Here is a 15,393-nt window from a genome sequence, read left to right as displayed (position 1 = left end):
GGGGACCGACTACCCATGTCCGCCCACCCGGCGCCGTGCCATCGTCTGACTCGCCGATCCGCCGGCAGGGCGGGACGGCGCCAACCCACCTCTTCATCAAGGGAGTCGAACCATGAAGAAGATCACTGTGCGCAAGACCGGTTCCATCAAGCTCACCTCGCCGGCGTCCTACGTCCTGGTGGTCTGCTGACCCGGTGATACCCCCGGGCCTGCGTGCAGCACAGCACGCAGGCCCGGGTTCGTCCCGCCGCCCCGTCCGGGAGTCCCGCACCCCTCCGAGCGGGCCGCACCCCTCCGAGGGAGAGATCATGGCGACCGCCGACCTCGCGTTCCATCCGCTCACCTTCGTCACCGAACGCGACGGCACGATGGTGGGCCGGCCCGACACCGGGTCCTTCGCGCTGCTCCCGGAGGACGGCGCGGCGCTGCTGCGACGCCTGGCCGACGGCATGCCGCTCGCCGAGGCCGCCGCCTGGTACCACGCGACCTACGGAGAGCCGGTCGACCTGGCCGACTTCGTCGAGACCATGCGCGATCTCGGCTTCGTCCACGAGTCCGGCGCCGCCGCCGAGCCCGCGCCCGTGCCCGTACGCTTCCAGGCCTGGGGACGTGCCATGTTCTCGCCGCTCGGCTGGAGCTGTTACGCGCTGATCACCGCACTGGCGATCGCGGCGATGATCCACGAGCCCCGACTGCAACCGCACACCCGGAACGTGTTCTTCGTCCCGTCCCTGGTCGCGGTGGAGGTGACCCTCGCCGTGCTGCAGATGCCGCTCATGCTCTGGCACGAGGGGTGGCACGTCCTGGCCGGCCGCAGGCTCGGCCTGCCCACCGGTCTGGGCATCGGACGACGGCTCTACTTCGTGGTCTTCGAGACCCGGCTCGACGCGCTGTTCGGTGTGCGGCCCGCGCAGCGCCATCTGCCCTTCCTGGCCGGGATGCTCGGCGAGGTCGTGCTCTTCGGCGTGCTCACCCTCGCGGCGGCGGCCGACCTCGCGACCGGACCGTCCTGGGCCGGGCGGTTCGCCCTCGCCGTGGCGTACCTGATCCTGCCCCGGCTGGCCTGGCAGTTCCTGATCTTCCTGCGCACCGACCTCTACTACGTCCTCGCCACGGCCCTGGGCTGCGCCAACCTGCACGAGGTGGGTTCGGCCTACCTGCGCCACCGTCTGGGCCGGGGCCGGGGCGGCTGGGCGGAGGACCGCTGGTCGGCGCGGGAGCGGGCGCTGGCGCCCTGGTTCGCCCTGCTGACCGCGATCGGCACCGCCGTCCTGCTGGTCGCCGCCGTGTTCACCGTCGTCCTGCCGACCGTGACGTTCGCCCAGCGACTCGCCGACGGCATCGCGCGCCGCTCGCTGGGCGACAGCCGGCTCTGGGATGCCGCCGTCGCCCTGCTCGTCATCGTCGTCCAGGTCGTCGTGCTGCCCCTGCTGGTCGGCCGCAGGCAACGCCGCGCCGCCGCGTGACCGGCCCGCGCACTCACGAAAGGAAAACCCGTGACCTCCCACACCTGGCGCCTCCAGCCCGAAGGCACCGCGCACGACGACCGGTACGACGACCGGTACGACGCCCGAGCCGACTGCCACCGGCGGCTGCGCGGACCGTACACCGGTCTGGGCACACTGCTGCGCTCACTGGTGCCGGATGCGCACCGGGCCCGCCCGGAGCTCGTGGCGCGCCACGCCGTCGAAATCCTGTCCGCCGCTCCGGAGCTCAAGGACCTGATCGGCGCCGGACCGCAGACCCTCACCTCGCTGGCCGTGCCCAACGAGCGCACCCGCCTCTACCCGGCGAAGCGCACCCGCCGTCTCGCCCACGGCATCGTCGAGTTCCTGCACGGCCACGCCCGCGAGCTCGGCCGCGCGCTGGCCCTGCGCTTCGACCGGGTCGACGAAGCCGATCACACCGACCAGGAGTTCCTCGCCATCCTGCTGCGCCGGGCCCTGCCGGACCTGCTGATGGTCACCGTGCACACCGGCGGCGCCGACCTGATCCCCGAACTCACCACGGCCCTCGCCACCCGTGCCACCCGTGCCGCCTGTGCCGCCTGTGCCGCCTATGCCGCCCACACGGACGCCCAACACCCGGACGAGCACACGGATCTGACGGATCATCACAAGCCGGCCCAGGCGCACGTCGAGTCCGACGGCACCTCCCACGACCCCGCCGAAGAAGCCGCCTATCACCGCCTCGACGCCGGCGAGCGGGCCCGACTGCACGACCAGCGGGCGGCCGAGCTGCGCCGCCGCGGAGACTGGAGCCTGTCTCTCGGGGCGATCCCCTATCACCTGGAGCACGGCAGCGACCGGGAAGCGGCCGCCGACGCGTTCTTCGAAGCCGCCGAGTACCTGGTCTCGATGGGCTTCTACCACGCGCTGCTCGACGTGGCCGGACGTGGCACGGCCCTGGTGGACCCGGCCGAGGAGCCCCGGAAGTACTGGATGCTGGCCACCAAGGTCACCACCGCACTGGCGATCCTCGGCCGGCCGGAGGAGGCCGAACGGCGCTACATCGAGCTGCGCGCCATGTTCCAGCAGCCGATGCTGCACATCTTCTCCGGCTACGCCCTCGCCATGCTCTACACGCGCTACCACCCGGCCGAGCACAAGGACCACCAGCTGGCCAAGGCCCACCTGCACAACGTGCTCGCGATGGCCTCCCTCCTGCCGGACCACGACCAGCGCGTCTTCCAGTCGGTCTTCAACCGCAACGGCCTGGCCCTGGTGGAGCTCCAGCTCGGCAACCCGACCGAGGCGCTGCGCCTGGTCAGCACCGGTCTGGCCGACATCGACCGCGAACTCCCCGCCGAGAAACACCGCTTGCACCGCTCCGTGCTGGTGCACAACCGGGGCCGGGTGTACACGGCGCTCGGCCGCCTGGAGGAGGCGCTGGCCGACATCGACACCGTCATCGAGCTGGATCCCAACTACCCGGACTACTACTTCGACCGGGCCGACCTGCGGCGCCGGATGGGCGACCTGCCCGGCGCGTTGGCCGACTACAGTGAGTCGATCACCTTCGCCGCGCCGTTCTGGGAGATGCACTACAACCGGGCCGACCTGCGCCTGGAACTGGGCGACCTGGCAGGCGCGATCGCGGACCTGACGTACGTACTCGATCTGGAACCCGACGAGTTGGACGCCCGGATCAACCTCGCCAGCCTGCTGCGGGAGCAGGGCGATGCGGCGGGATCGCTGACCCAGGTCGAGGAGGGGCTGCGCCACCACCCGGGCGACGCCCGCCTGTTGTCCGCCCGGGGGCTACTGGCGCTGGACGCGGGCGACGACCGGGCGGCGCTGCGCGACTTCGACCTGGCGCTGACCGCCGAGCCGGACCTGGTGAGCGCGCTGGCCAACCGCGCGACCCTGACCCTGGAGACGGGCGACCACGGCACCGCGGTCGCGGACCTCACCCGGGCGCTGGCGATCGAGGCCGACAATCCGGACCTGCTCTACAACCGTGGTTACGTCCACCAGAGCGCCGGTGACTGGGAGTCGGCCCGCCAGGACTACACCGCCGCACTGCTGCTGCCCGGCGCCGACCGAGCCGACCTGCTGCGACAGCGCGCCGAATGCCAGCTCGCACTGGGCGATCCGACGGCACATCAGGCCGACCTGGCGGCGGCCGAGTCGGCCGCAAGCTCGGCGGACGCGGTCGCGGATCCGGTGAGGGTGTCGTGACGGCCGGGCCGGACCCCGGCACCGTGACCGGTCCGGTGCCGCCCCGGCCGGAGACCCCGGCCGTCACCGGACCGGCCCTGCGGAGCGTCATGCGCCGCTGGGCCACGGGGGTCGCCCTGGTCACCGCCACGCCCCAGGGCCGGCCGACCGGCTGCACGGCCAGCTCCTTCACCTCGGTCTCGCTCAGCCCGCCGCTCGTACTGGTGTCGCTGCGCCGGAGCAGCCGCACCCTGGCCGCGATCACCGGCCAGGGCGCCTTCGGCATCAACCTGCTCGGCCGCCATCACCAGGACCTGGCCGACCGGTTCGCCACCGCACCGGCCGAACAGCGGTTCGCCGGGATCGGCCACCGGCTGGTCCGGGACGTCCCGGTGATCGACGAGGCGATGGCGGCCCTGGTGTGCCGAGTCGAGCGCACCGTCGCCGCCGCCGACCACCTGCTCGTGCTGGGGCAGCCCCTGTGGTGTGACCGGAACGGCGCCGCCGACCCCCTGGTGCACTTCGGAAGCCACTACCAGTGTCTGGCCGTCGGATCAGAACCAGCGTGATCCGGTTGCTCGCCCGAGGACGGAGCGAGGCGGATCCGGCGGCCGACTGGCTGACCTCCCGTCAGCTCACCGTTGCGGCCCGGCTCGCCCCCGCGGCGCTGCTCGCCGCTCAGGCGCCGGTCACCAGCGGCCAGAGCCGATCGCTGCCGTCCTCGACCACCCGGCGGCCGATCCGGCGGGCCCAGGCCTGCTCGGTGCCGTCCTCGTCGCGCCACGACCACAGCCGGGTGGTGGACAGGTGGAGCCGGCTGAGTTCGGTGAAGCCGATCGCGCCGTGCAACTGGTGGGCGATCCGGGTGATCTCGGCGACCGAGGCGCAGGCCTGCGCGGCGGCGACCCAGGCGGCGAACTCGGCGGAGTCCGGATCGGCCAGGGCGGCGGCCGCCGCCTCGACGGCCGCGCCGACCAGGGCCGTCTCCTCGATCAGCCGGGCCTCCTCCTGCTTGACCGCCTGGAAGTGGCTCAGCGGGCGGCCGAACTGCACGCGGGAGCCGGTGTGGGCGATGGTCAGGTCGACGCAGCGGCGGGCCGCGCCGGCGATCAGGGCGGCCCGGGCCAGCCCGGAGCGCCACTGCGCCTGACGGGCCAGCGCGGCCGGGATCCGGCGCACCCGCTCGGCGGGAACGGCCACGTCGATCAGCACCAGGTCGTCCCGCGGCTCGCCCGCCAGGTTGGTGCCCTCGACCCGCAGCAGGTCGACGGCGTCGAGGAGCAGCAGGACGGGCCCGGTGGATGGCCCCACGGTCAGTACCACCACGGCGTCGGCCGCCCCGGCCCACGCCACCCGGCGCAGCGTGCCGCTGACCCGCAGGGCGTCGTCGGTCCCGCCCGCGCCCAGGGGGCCGACCCGGCCGGCGGTGTCCACGTTCGCGAACCGCACGTCCAGCGGGCCGGCGGTGACCGCGAGCGGCCCGTCCGGTGCGGTGAGCCCGGCCGCGGCCAGCAGCGGGCGGGCGACCAGCAGGGTCTCGGCGAGCGGCCCCGGGGTGCTGCGGTAGCCGGCCTCGCGGGCCAGCGCCACCAGGACGGCCGGGTCCGCGTCGGGCGGCGGCAGGGCGCCGGCGGCGCGCAGCCCGTACCACACCGCCCGGGCGGACTCGGCGGGCCACTCGCCGGTGCCGGCCAGTACGGCGCGGGCGCGTTCGACCGACTGCTCGGTGCTGACGGGATCCGTGCGCGCCGGGGTCCGGGTGCCCGCCGGGGCTCCGGTGCCCGCCAGGCCGTCACCGCCCATCAGGTTCCCGCTGCTCACCGGGCTCTCGCTGCCCGTCGGGATCTCGCTGCTCATCGGCTTTTCGTTGGTCATCGGCTTTTTGTTGGTCATCGCGACGCCTCCAGGCCTCGGGTGATGATTCCGCGCAGGATCTCGTTGGTGCCGCCGCGCAGGGTGTAGCCCGGTGAGTGCAGGATCGCGGTGGCGAGCAGTTCGGGGTAGCTGCCGCGGGTGGCGTCGAACCGGGCGGCGACCGGCAGGATCTCGCGGGCCTCGTTGACGAGTTCGCCCTCGAACCGAGTGCCGAGGTCCTTGACCAGCGCGGCCTGCACGTCGGCCGGGTGGCCCGCCTCCAGCGCGGCGGCCACGCCCAGCGACAGCTGCCGGATCGAGGCCAGCCGCGCGGTGAGCCGGCCGACCCGGGCGTGCTGCTCCGGCGTGCACGCGGTCTGCCGCAGCTCGCCGACCAGGGCGAGCAGCAGCGGCAGCGTGGACAGGAACCGCTCGGGCCCGCTGCGCTCCAGGGCCAGCTCTCCGGTGACCTGCCGCCAGCCGTCACCGGGCCTGCCGAGCAGCGCGTCGTCGGCGAGCTCGACGCCGTCCAGGTGGACGTGGTTGAAGGTGTGCTCTCCGCTGAGCAGCCGGATCGGCTCGACCCGGATGCGCGGGTCGCGAAGGTCGACGATGAACTGGCTCAGCCCGGCGTGCCGGTCGGCGGATTCGCCGGTGGCCTCCCCGGTGCGGGCGAGCACGATCGCGTAGTCGTTGACGTGCGCGCCGCCGGTCCACATCTTGGTGCCGGTCAACCGCCAGCCGTCACCGGTCCGTTCGGCCCGGGTACGCACCGAGGCGAGGTCCGAGCCGCTGTCCTGCTCGCTCATGCCGATGGAGAAGAAGCACTGTCCGGCGGCGATCCGGGGCAGGAAGCGGCGCCGCTGCTCCTCGGTGCCGTGGCGCAGGATGGACGGCCCGGCCTGCCGGTCGGCGACCCAGTGGGCCGAGACCGGGGCGCCGGCCGCCAGCAACTCCTCGATGACGACGTAGCGTTCGAGGTTGCCGCGGCCGCTGCCGCCGTAGTCGCGCGGCAGTGCCATGCCGACCCAGCCGCGCTCGGCCAGTCGGCGGCTGAAGGCCGGGTCCCAGCCGGTCAGCCAGGAGTCGGGTCGGCCCGTGATGGTGCCGGCGGCCCGTTCGGTGTTCAGGAAGTCGCGCACCTCCGTGCGCAATTCGGCTGCTTTGTCGGGGAGTTGAACGGACGAGTGATGACTGGTCATATCGGCTGCTCCTTGTGGCGGGGCGGGTCAGGCGCCGGTGAAGTGCGGCGGGCGGTGGTCCCGGCGGGCCTGGACGCCCTCGCGGAAGTCGTCGGTGGTGAGCGTCACCGGCTGGGCGAGCGCCTCCCAGGCCAGCGCCTGCTCGACGGTGAGCGGGCCCTGGGCCAGGCCGCTCCTGGTCAGCCGGACGGCCAGCGGTGCGGCGGCGGCGATCTCGTCGGCGGTCTCCAGCGCGGTGCGCAGCACCTGGCGGGCCGGCAGCGCCTGCTGCACCAGGCCGATCGCGGCGGCCTCGGCTCCGCTCAACAGCCGTCCGGTCAGCAGCAGTTCGCGAGCCCGCGGCAGGCCGACGGCTTCGGCGAGCAGCGCGGTGGTGGCCATGCCGGGGTGCAGGCCGAGCCGGACGAACGGTGCGCCGAGCTTCGCCTCCGTGGCGGCGTAGCGCAGGTCGCAGGCCAGTGCCAGGGCCAGTCCGGCGCCCACCGCATGGCCGTTGACGGCCGCGATGGTGGGGACGGGCAGCTCGCGGACGGCCAGCCAGCTCCGGTAGAAGGCGGTCAGCCGTGCCCGGGCGGTGGTCAGGTCCTGGCCGTGCCCGTCGGCGAGGTCGCCGAGGTCGGCTCCGGAGCAGAACGCGGGGCCGGCGCCGGTGACCACGACGGCCCGGAGCCCGGGGTCGGCGTGCAGTGACCGCATCGCATGCTGCCACTGCTCGGTGAGCCGGGCGGTCATCGGATTGCGCTTGTCGGGGTGGTCGAAGGTGAGCACGGCGACACCGTTCGGCCGGTGTTCGACGCGCAGGGGTTCCTGCTCGCTCATCGGGTCTCCAACGGGGTTCGGGTGGTGGGGTGGTGGCCGATCTCGGCGAGGACCTGCTCGGTGTGCTCGCCGATCCGCGGGCAGTGCCGCCGCAGGCCGGCCGGGGTGGCGCCGAACCGGACCGGTTCGCCGATCAGGCGATAGCGGCCCTCGGTGGGGTGCTCGACCGTCCTGAGCAGGCCGCCCTCGGTGGCGTAGGCGCTCGCCGCCGCCTCGTCCAGGCTCAGCACCGGGGCGGCCGGGATGCTCGCCGCGTCACAGAAGGCGCGCCACTCGGCGGTCGTGTGCCGGCCGGCGAACTCGTCCATCAGCGCGTAGAGTTCGTCGGCGCTGCGGGCGCGGTCGGGCAGCGTGCCGAAGCGCGGGTCGTCGGCCAGGTCGGGGCGGCCGACGAAGGTGAAGAAGTCGCGCCAGTTGCGGTCGCTGTAGGGCAGGATGCACATCCAGCCGTCCGCCGTGCGGGCCGCCCGGCGGACGGGGCTGAGCGCCCGCGCGTAGCCGATCGGGCCCTCGGGCGGGTCGAGGGTGGCCGCCGCCAGGTGCTCGACCAGGTTGAAGGCCAGCATGGTGTCGGCCATCGGCACCTCGACGTGCTGGCCCCGGCCGGTGCGGTCGCGGTGGTGGAGCGCGGCCAGCACCGACTGCGTGATCACCAGTCCGCAGATCTTGTCGGCGAGCACCGTGGGGACGAAGTACGGCACGCCGCTGACCTGTTCGTTCAGCCAGACCAGGCCGGAGGCGGCCTGCACGATGTCGTCGTAGGCCGGCCGGGTGCCGAGCTCGGAGTCGCTGCGGAACCCCTGGGCGTTCAGGTAGACCAGGCCGGGGTTGACGGCGGCCAGCTCGGCATAGCCCAGGCCGAGGCGGTGCAGGGCCTGCGGGCGGATGTTGGTGATGAACACGTCCGCGGTCGCGATCAGTGCGAGCAGCGCGTCGCGGCCGCCCGGGGCCTTGAGGTCGATCGCGACGCTGCGCTTGTTGCGGTTGAGGTTGAGCGCCAGCACGCCCATGCCCGGGTTGCGGGTCGGCGGGTAGTGGCGGGTCATGTCACCGCCGGGCGGCTCGACCTTGATCACGTCCGCGCCGAGGTCCCCGAGCTGCCGCGCCGCGTACGGCGCCATGATCACACTGGCCAGCTCGACCACCCGCACGCCGTCCAACGGCCCGGTCGCACCGGCCTGTTGTGGTTCTGCCGACATGGCACATCTCCGATCGCCATCGGGATCGACGTGGCTCGCCGATCCGGTGACCATCAGTCAAATCCCGGACGTCCCATACCGTCCAATACTTCTTACGGCCGTCTTCCATATGCTGGACGATATGGAACTGACCCAGCGCATCCTCCAGCAGTTCGTGGTGCTGGCCGAGGAGCAGCACTTCGGCCGGGCCGCCGAGCGGCTCTCGATGAGCCAGCCGCCGCTCAGCCAGGCCATCCAGCGGCTGGAGCGCGGCCTCAAGGTGGTCCTGTTCGACCGGGGGTCGCGCGGCGTCCGGCTCACCCCGGCCGGCCGCGCGTTCGCCGAGGACGCCCGGCGGCTGCTGGACGCCCAGGCGGCCGCCGTCGAGCGGGTCCGGCGGATCGCGGCCGGTCAGGAGGGCGAGCTGCGGCTGGGGTTCATCAGCAGCCTGGGCTACCAGCTGGTGCCGCGCCTGCTGCGCCGCAGCCACACCGAACTGCCGGGCCTGCGGCTGCACCTGAGCGCGCACCCGTCCACCGAGCTGGTCGGGATGCTGCAGGCCGGGGCGCTCGACCTGGCGCTGGTCCGTCTCCCGGTCGCCGGCACCGAGGGCCTGACCGTGCGGCGGCTCGGCACGGAACGGCTGGTCGCCGCGCTGCCCGAGCAGCACCCGCGCGCCGCCGCGCCGTCGCTGGACCTGCGCGACCTCGCCGCGGAGGCGTTCGCGCTCCCCAGGCCGGGCGCCCTGCCCGGGCTCGCCGAGCAGGTGGCGCTCGCCTGCGCCCGGGCCGGATTCACCCCGCGCCCGCTGGGCCAGGCGGACGACCTGCCGGGGCTGCTCGGCTTCGTCGCCGCCGGCCTCTGCCTGGCGCTCGTCCCCGAGCAGGTGCGCTCGCTGGGCGTCCCCGGGGTGGTCCACCGCCCGCTGCTCGGCGGCTCGCCCTACCTGGAGAGCACGATCGCGGCCGTCCACCGCCCGGACGGCCCGGACGCCGCCGTGCACCGGCTGCTGGAGATCCTCGCCGCCCTGGAGCCGGCGGCGGACTGAGGCGGGCGGGCCCCTCCCCGACGGGTGACCAGTCCTCGCGGCCCCGGGCGAACACCCGGTCCCGCACGGCCGGCACCGCGTCGACGGTGCCCGGGGCACCCTTGAAGACGGTGCCCGGGGCGCCCTTGAAGGCGGTGCGCCCGAGTCGGCCGCCGCTCGCGAACCGGGTCATCCACTGCGCGGTCTGCCTCCGGAAGTCAGGGCGCCTCACGGGTTCGGGTCCTGGTGGTTCCGTGCGGGTGCGGGCTCGGGGCGTCGACCTTCTGCGGCCGCCGCGCGGTGCCGAGGATGAGCGGGCGGGCGAACGGAGGCGCCTTGGGCAGTTCGCCGTGCTCGACGGACCCGACTTCGAAGCCGGCAGCCTCGATCGAATCGAGGGTCGGGCGGTTGCATTCACAGCAGACCAGCAGGCGGTTGAACCAGTTGAAGCGGTCCTGGGTACGGGCGAGCTGCGGGTCCCGGGAGCGTACGTGTTCGAGGAAGAGCAGCTGTCCGCCAGGGCGCAGTACTCGGCCGATCTGGCGCAGGGCGCGCGGCTGGTCGGCGACGCCGCACAGGACCAGGGTGGAGACGACGGTGTCGAAGCTGTCGTCCTCGAAGGGGAGGTCCTCGGCCGGGGCACGGAGCACGGTGGTGTGCGGTGCCGCTTCCCGGACGTGCCGTTCGAGCCGGCGGAGCATCGCGGCTTCGGGCTCGGTAGCGGTCAGGGAGACTACGTCGGGGCCGTACAGTTCGAGGTTGGCGCCGGTCCCGGCACCGATCTCCAGGACTTCACCGGTTGCTCGGGCGATCAGCCGGCGCCGCCGCTCGCGCAGCCCCGCCTCCTCGGCCCGGGCCATGGCACGGTCGTAGACCAGTGCGAAGAACGCCGTGTGGATGCTCATGGCTGCCTCGATTCCTCACCACCGGGCTCACCCTCCCGGTACACCTTCGACGCTACGGACCGGGGGCGGGTATCGCGTGGGGCGGTTGCCCCATCTTTCGCGTCTTTCGCGGCGTCCTCACGCGGTGGCCGGCTCGGCCTGCGGCAGCAGGCCGTGCTCCAGGGCGAAGAGGCAGGCGCCGGCGCGACTGGAGGTGTCGATCTTGGCGTAGATGTGCTCGACGTGGTTGCGGGCGGTCTTCGGGGAGATGACCAGGCGGCTCGCGATCTCCTTGTTGGACAGGCCGCGGGCCAGCAGCCGCAGCACGTCGACCTCGCGGCCGGTCAGACCGGCGGGTCCAGCGGTTCGACGGGGAACGCGATGCCCCGCCGCGGCGAGCACCGCCGCGACGGCCTCCGCGTCGAGTCGGCCGGCCGCGGCCTCGGCGCGCAGCTCGGCGGCGGCCTGCGGTGCGGTCAGCGCGTCCCGGTGCGGCCGTGGCTCGATCATGGAGCGGTAGGCGTCCGCCGTGCCGAGGATCCGCGCCTGCCGGGAGATGGCGGGCGCCGTGAGTCCGCGCGGATAGCCGGAGCCGTCGAGCCGCTCCCGGTGTTGCACGGCGATCGCCCCGAGCGGTGCCAGCGTCGGCGACTGACAGAGCATGCGCTCCGTCAGGTAGGGCTGCAGGCGTACCCGTTCCCACTCGCCCGTGCCGAGCGGCCCGGGCTTGTCCCAGATCGCGTTCGACACGCCCAGGCGTCCCAGGCCGTGGAGCAGGGCGGCCCGGTGGAGTCGGGCCCGCTGCTCCACGGTCAGGCCCAGACCGGCGGCGGCCGCGTCCGCCAGCTCGGCCACGGCCCGCGCATGTCCCAGGGTGTAGGGCGACTTCAGGTCGACGAAGTCCGCGACGGCCAGCAGCGCCTGCTCGAACTGCTCTCCGCCCAGCCACACCCCCAGCGCCGGTTCGGCGGCGATCACCGCCTCCCAGGTGTGCACGGCGTCCAGCTCGCCGAGCACCGTCTCGGCGTCCCGGCACAGCACGGCAGCGAGACGGGGGTCGAACTGGGACCCGGCGCGCCGTTCGGCCAGCGCCGTAGCGGCCGCAGTGCCGCCCACGCGGTGCGCGACCTCGGTGAACTCGGCCAGCTGCGCCAGGCGCGACGCGATCGGTACGGCTTCGCCCTTGACCTCCCCGGGCCATCCGCGTCCGTCCCACTGCTCGTAGGAGGCGGCCACCGCGCGCCGGACGGAGTCCGGCAGTCCGAGTCGCCCGGCCAGCGAGGTGGCCAGGGCGGCATGGCCGCTGATCATCCGGTCCACCTCGTGGAAACCGCCCAGGGCGAACTCCAGCCCGACCCGCAACCGGTGCAGCGGCGGGTTGCCCGACCCGACCAGCCGCACCGCCGCGACGGCACCGGCCAGGCTGCGCTGCTCGTAGCGGTACTTGCCGGCCTTCAACGCGATGTCGTCACCGAACCACTTCGCCTGCTCGTGGGCGTCCGAGTGGCAACCCACGTTCACCAAGAGTGCCGTGTAGTAGACGGCGACCCGCTCCTCGTCGTCCAGGCCGATCCGCTCGGCCAGGCGCAGGGCGATCAGGCACTGGCGCAGCACGTGCTCCATCGGCTGGCCGAAGCCGAGGTCGACGCCCAACGACAGCGCGGCGACCAGCTCGGCCAGCCGCAACCGCGGACCGGCGTCGCTACCGCTCACACCACGACCCTACGCCGCCGTCGAGCGGGCCGCGGCGTGGCGTCCGGGTCCAGCCACGGCTTCCACGTCCACCACGACGGCACCTCCGCCCAGCCGGCCCTCGCCGCCACCGGCCGGAGCTCGAACTGCTGCGTCACCCGGATCGGCGGCCTGCACGGCGAGCCGAACCTGTGACGGTGGACTCGGCTGCGGCCCGGCACCGTTCATCGGCCGTCGAGACGACACGGGCACACGATCGCAGTTGACTTGACTGATCGTCAGGTCGGCAGGTGGTGGAGGTCCCCCGCGAGACGGCGGACCTCCACCACCTCCCGCTACGTCCACGCGGGCCGAGTGCTACCAGTGGTCGTGGTCGTCGCAGTGGTCATGATGCCCGTCGTGGCCGTCATGCCCGTCGTCGTCATGCCCGTCCTGGTCGCCGTGCCCGTCGTGGCCGCCATGCCCGTCGTCGTCATGCCCGTGGCGCTTGATCGTGGTGGGGTCGGTGGCGGTGTGGGTGGTGCTGTCACCTCCTCCGGTGACGGTAGCGATGTTGGTGACCCGCTCACGGGCGTGGCAGGAGACGTCGACGGTCAGGGTGATGGGCGGGTAGCTGTCACCGGCAGGCAGGATGTCGCTGCGCGTACAGGTGAGGGTGGCCGGAATGCAGGTCCATCCCGCGCCGGTGATCCTCTCGGCCCGAAGACCTTCGGGGAGGCGGTCGTGGACGGTGACCGTGGTGCCATTGGTCGGGCTGGCCGTCGCGAGGTTACCCACCGTGATGGTGTAGACGCCGTCCTCGCCCTGGATGAAGGGGTCCGTGTGACTCTTGGCGATGGTCAGGCTGACCGGGACGACCGTGAACGTGAGGCCGGTAGTGCCGACACTGCCGGCTCTGACAGTGCCGCCGGGGCCCGTGGTGGTGCCACCGGGCTTGGTGAGGCCGATGGCGGTGAAAGGCTCGACCACCGGCGTCGTCGCGTCGCCGACCTGGGCGACGTAGGTGGGTTGAACCGTCGTCCAGGCTGTGGCCAGGACGATCGCCAGGACGGCCAGCCCGGTCAGCGTGACCGCCCCCGCCCTCCGGGCCCGCATCCTCAGCCAGGATCGGAACATGCCGCCCGTACCTCCCGTGCCGCGGCTTGCTCCGGCCCGCCCTCTCCCGTGTCCGAACACCGACATCTCCGCTTCCAACCGTCGGGAACAAGCTGTGGATACTCATGGTGACTTGGCCATTACTCACGGCATCCGCGCGGCCGGGGGCGGACGAGAGGTGTGCCGGCGTCGGCGCGCCGGCGAGGACGGCGCCGGCGCAGAAGGAGCGCTGACGCGCTCGACGAGGACCGTCATACGTCGCTCACGGAGCAGATCAGCCGGCTGCAGGGGCGGGTCATGGTCGGAGTCGTCATCGACGGCGCCGGAGGAACCTGGAGAGCAGCAGGCAGAGAGCGGCGAGGGCGAGGGCTGAAAGCCAGGCGATCACCGAGGTGGGGAAGTCCCCCTGCAGGGCGACCGACGCGGCGTCCGCTCCGACGCTGCCGGGAGTCGACGGGAAGGTGAGGGTGGCGCGGGCGTTGTGCTGGACCAGGCCGCTTCCGAGCGTGAGTTCCCCGGTCCACGGGCCGTTCGGCAGCGTTGCGTCCACTGGGACGACCACCTCCCCGCGGTCGCCCGGAGCCAGTGTGGCGCCCGTCCTGGCGGTCGAGAACGGTCCGGCGTGCTGTCCGGCCGGCCCGGAGAGGAGGGACAGTGTCCCGCCGATGTCCAGGGCGCGACCCCCCGTGTTGTGGATCCGGGCGCGAACCTCTCCTCGCCCGTCGCCGGCTCGGGCCGGGTAGAGCCGTTCGATCGTGAAGTCCGAGGGTGGCTCGTCACCGCGACCGACGTCGACGTACATGCGGACGCCCACCCGGCCCAGCACCGTCAGAGGGTGCGAGCGATCCGCGGGGGCGCTCGTTTGCGCCCAGATGACGCCGTATCGCTCCCCGGCGACGGCGTCCCCGGGCACGCGGATGGTGGTGCGCACCCGCGCCGTTTCGGAGGGTGCCAGCTCAAGGTCCGTCGCATCGAATGACGTCCAGCCGGTCAGCTCGTCGGGGGTGCGCTCCGGCGCGAAGGTGAACTCACCCTTCGTGATGGTGGCTGCCGCGGCGTAGACGTCGACGTGCATCGGTGTGGACGACTCGTTGGTGATCTCCACCCGCCGTTCGATGGTCGAGCCGGGTGCGAGATGGTCGACGATGTAGGCGTGCGCTCTGGGATCGGCACGGCGGTTCTCCGGAGCGTCGAGCAGCTTGATGGCGATGCTCCTGCCCGCAGCCGGGTCCCGGGGGGAGGGTGCCCCGGGTGCCTGCCCCGCCGCCGGCATCACCCCGGTGGCCTGTACGAAGGCCAGCATCAGTAGGACAACCCAGAACAGGCGCACACCCTTCGTTCCGTCAGGCAACGGACTGGGTCAGCGTTCCGGTGTAGGTTCCGCCGACCGCGCTGGCGGGCACGTTCACGGCGATTGTCGGGTTCCAGCTCGCGGTGTTGTCTCCGACACCGGCGCTCCCGATGAGCACCGTCTGCGCGGAGTTGCTCAGCGTCACGTTCACCGGGGTGGCGGTGATGGTTCCGGTCGTCGTCACCGTCCCGACCGTGTAGGTGGCATCGGCGGCGGGAATGGTCGACGATCCGTTCACGAAGTCCGTCTCCGCCGCGGTCACCGTCCAGGAGGCCGAGAGGAGCGCGCGGTCGTCGGTGACGGTACAGGGGCCGATCGGTGCGCTGATCGTGGTGCCGGGCGCTCCCGAGCCGAGGGTGGCGCTGGCCGGTACCGACATCGTCAGTGCGCCGGTCGTGACGGTGAACGTGACCGTGGTGCTGGGGTCGCTGTCCGCGGTGGCGATGCCCGGCTGGACCAGGGCGAGAACGGCGGCTGCGACCGCGACGGACAGGCTTCGTGTACGCATGATGGCTCCTGGAATCCCGCCAGAGGACGTTCTGGCTGACGGCGGACATGCCGATTGACGCGACCCAGACAATCCGGCGCGACCTGTTCACACAAGCCGACGCGCGCCGCGTTGCGCCACACGA

General features: G+C 73.0%; 14 protein-coding genes. 5 read left to right on the top strand and 9 right to left on the bottom strand.

Translation table 11 applies throughout. The annotated features are described in order from the left end of the window. Nucleotides 1-308: 308 nt before the first annotated feature. From ACIRST_RS04245 to ACIRST_RS04235, 3 genes are read left to right on the top strand one after another with little or no spacing between them, the layout of a single operon-like run. The gene (locus ACIRST_RS04245) at nucleotides 309-1,466 is read left to right on the top strand and encodes a hypothetical protein (RefSeq protein ID WP_402799913.1); all 1,158 of its coding nucleotides are present in this window, start codon (nucleotides 309-311) and stop codon (nucleotides 1,464-1,466) included. Between the two features lie 30 nt (nucleotides 1,467-1,496). Further along, entirely contained in the window at nucleotides 1,497-3,680 is a 2,184-nt protein-coding gene (locus ACIRST_RS04240) for a tetratricopeptide repeat protein (RefSeq protein WP_402799911.1), read from the top strand. Then, the gene (locus ACIRST_RS04235) at nucleotides 3,677-4,228 is read left to right on the top strand and encodes a flavin reductase family protein (RefSeq protein ID WP_402799908.1); all 552 of its coding nucleotides are present in this window, start codon (nucleotides 3,677-3,679) and stop codon (nucleotides 4,226-4,228) included. The genes ACIRST_RS04240 and ACIRST_RS04235 overlap by 4 nt, the downstream gene beginning before the upstream one ends. 109 nt (nucleotides 4,229-4,337) lie before the next feature. Here the strand turns inward: ACIRST_RS04235 and ACIRST_RS04230 are convergent, their stop codons facing one another. From ACIRST_RS04230 to ACIRST_RS04215, 4 genes are read right to left on the bottom strand one after another with little or no spacing between them, the layout of a single operon-like run. Continuing rightward, nucleotides 4,338-5,534, bottom strand: coding sequence for an acyl-CoA dehydrogenase family protein (locus ACIRST_RS04230; protein WP_402799905.1), 1,197 nt, complete (start codon nucleotides 5,532-5,534; stop codon nucleotides 4,338-4,340). A gap of 14 nt (nucleotides 5,535-5,548) precedes the next feature. After that, nucleotides 5,549-6,715 carry an acyl-CoA dehydrogenase family protein gene (locus ACIRST_RS04225; RefSeq protein WP_402799903.1) on the bottom strand — a complete coding sequence of 389 codons (1,167 nt, stop codon included), beginning with the start codon at nucleotides 6,713-6,715 and terminating at the stop codon, nucleotides 5,549-5,551. A 27-nt stretch (nucleotides 6,716-6,742) separates the two neighbouring features. Next, nucleotides 6,743-7,534: an enoyl-CoA hydratase/isomerase family protein gene (locus tag ACIRST_RS04220; protein ID WP_402799901.1), complete on the bottom strand. Its 792-nt coding sequence runs from the start codon at nucleotides 7,532-7,534 to the stop codon at nucleotides 6,743-6,745. Then, complete coding sequence (locus tag ACIRST_RS04215; RefSeq protein ID WP_402799899.1) at nucleotides 7,531-8,733, bottom strand: CaiB/BaiF CoA transferase family protein; 1,203 nt, start codon at nucleotides 8,731-8,733, stop codon at nucleotides 7,531-7,533. Before ACIRST_RS04215 ends, ACIRST_RS04220 begins: the two co-directional genes overlap by 4 nt. A gap of 121 nt (nucleotides 8,734-8,854) precedes the next feature. On the opposite strand from ACIRST_RS04215, the gene ACIRST_RS04210 reads away from it, so the two are divergent. Further along, nucleotides 8,855-9,760 (top strand): LysR substrate-binding domain-containing protein, encoded by a 906-nt coding sequence (locus ACIRST_RS04210; protein ID WP_402799896.1) that lies wholly within the window; start codon nucleotides 8,855-8,857, stop codon nucleotides 9,758-9,760. 197 nt (nucleotides 9,761-9,957) lie between these two features. Here ACIRST_RS04210 and ACIRST_RS04205 read toward each other — a convergent pair whose 3' ends face one another. Further along, nucleotides 9,958-10,644: a class I SAM-dependent methyltransferase gene (locus ACIRST_RS04205; protein WP_350524025.1), complete on the bottom strand. Its 687-nt coding sequence runs from the start codon at nucleotides 10,642-10,644 to the stop codon at nucleotides 9,958-9,960. Nucleotides 10,645-10,761: 117 nt separating this feature from the next. Beyond that, the gene (locus tag ACIRST_RS04200) at nucleotides 10,762-12,336 is read right to left on the bottom strand and encodes an HD domain-containing phosphohydrolase (RefSeq protein ID WP_402799893.1); all 1,575 of its coding nucleotides are present in this window, start codon (nucleotides 12,334-12,336) and stop codon (nucleotides 10,762-10,764) included. 36 nt (nucleotides 12,337-12,372) lie between these two features. On the opposite strand from ACIRST_RS04200, the gene ACIRST_RS04195 reads away from it, so the two are divergent. Then, entirely contained in the window at nucleotides 12,373-12,510 is a 138-nt protein-coding gene (locus ACIRST_RS04195; protein WP_350524023.1) for a hypothetical protein, read from the top strand. 162 nt (nucleotides 12,511-12,672) lie between these two features. Here ACIRST_RS04195 and ACIRST_RS04190 read toward each other — a convergent pair whose 3' ends face one another. The 3 genes from ACIRST_RS04190 to ACIRST_RS04180 form a co-directional block, all read right to left on the bottom strand. Beyond that, nucleotides 12,673-13,497: a hypothetical protein gene (locus ACIRST_RS04190; RefSeq protein WP_402799890.1), complete on the bottom strand. Its 825-nt coding sequence runs from the start codon at nucleotides 13,495-13,497 to the stop codon at nucleotides 12,673-12,675. A gap of 223 nt (nucleotides 13,498-13,720) precedes the next feature. Next, the gene (locus ACIRST_RS04185) at nucleotides 13,721-14,713 is read right to left on the bottom strand and encodes a peptidase (protein ID WP_402799887.1); all 993 of its coding nucleotides are present in this window, start codon (nucleotides 14,711-14,713) and stop codon (nucleotides 13,721-13,723) included. 40 nt (nucleotides 14,714-14,753) lie between these two features. Beyond that, nucleotides 14,754-15,269 (bottom strand): hypothetical protein, encoded by a 516-nt coding sequence (locus tag ACIRST_RS04180; RefSeq protein ID WP_350524020.1) that lies wholly within the window; start codon nucleotides 15,267-15,269, stop codon nucleotides 14,754-14,756. Nucleotides 15,270-15,393 lie beyond the last annotated feature (124 nt).

This window comes from Kitasatospora sp. NPDC101447, from assembly GCF_044767225.1.
GTDB lineage: Bacteria > Actinomycetota > Actinomycetes > Streptomycetales > Streptomycetaceae > Kitasatospora.
The sequence above is the reverse complement of the archived record's forward strand: the minus strand, read 5'-3'. Positions and strand labels throughout refer to the sequence as shown.

Coding starts and splice junctions, on each gene's coding strand:
- ACIRST_RS04180 (WP_350524020.1), bottom strand. CDS start 15,269: ATGCGTACACGAAGCCTGTCCGTCGCGGTCGCAGCCGCCGTTCTCGCC.
- ACIRST_RS04245 (WP_402799913.1), top strand. CDS start 309: ATGGCGACCGCCGACCTCGCGTTCCATCCGCTCACCTTCGTCACCGAA.
- ACIRST_RS04210 (WP_402799896.1), top strand. CDS start 8,855: ATGGAACTGACCCAGCGCATCCTCCAGCAGTTCGTGGTGCTGGCCGAG.
- ACIRST_RS04225 (WP_402799903.1), bottom strand. CDS start 6,715: ATGACCAGTCATCACTCGTCCGTTCAACTCCCCGACAAAGCAGCCGAA.
- ACIRST_RS04230 (WP_402799905.1), bottom strand. CDS start 5,534: ATGACCAACGAAAAGCCGATGAGCAGCGAGATCCCGACGGGCAGCGAG.
- ACIRST_RS04215 (WP_402799899.1), bottom strand. CDS start 8,733: ATGTCGGCAGAACCACAACAGGCCGGTGCGACCGGGCCGTTGGACGGC.
- ACIRST_RS04205 (WP_350524025.1), bottom strand. CDS start 10,644: ATGAGCATCCACACGGCGTTCTTCGCACTGGTCTACGACCGTGCCATG.
- ACIRST_RS04220 (WP_402799901.1), bottom strand. CDS start 7,534: ATGAGCGAGCAGGAACCCCTGCGCGTCGAACACCGGCCGAACGGTGTC.
- ACIRST_RS04185 (WP_402799887.1), bottom strand. CDS start 14,713: ATGCTGGCCTTCGTACAGGCCACCGGGGTGATGCCGGCGGCGGGGCAG.
- ACIRST_RS04190 (WP_402799890.1), bottom strand. CDS start 13,497: ATGTCGGTGTTCGGACACGGGAGAGGGCGGGCCGGAGCAAGCCGCGGC.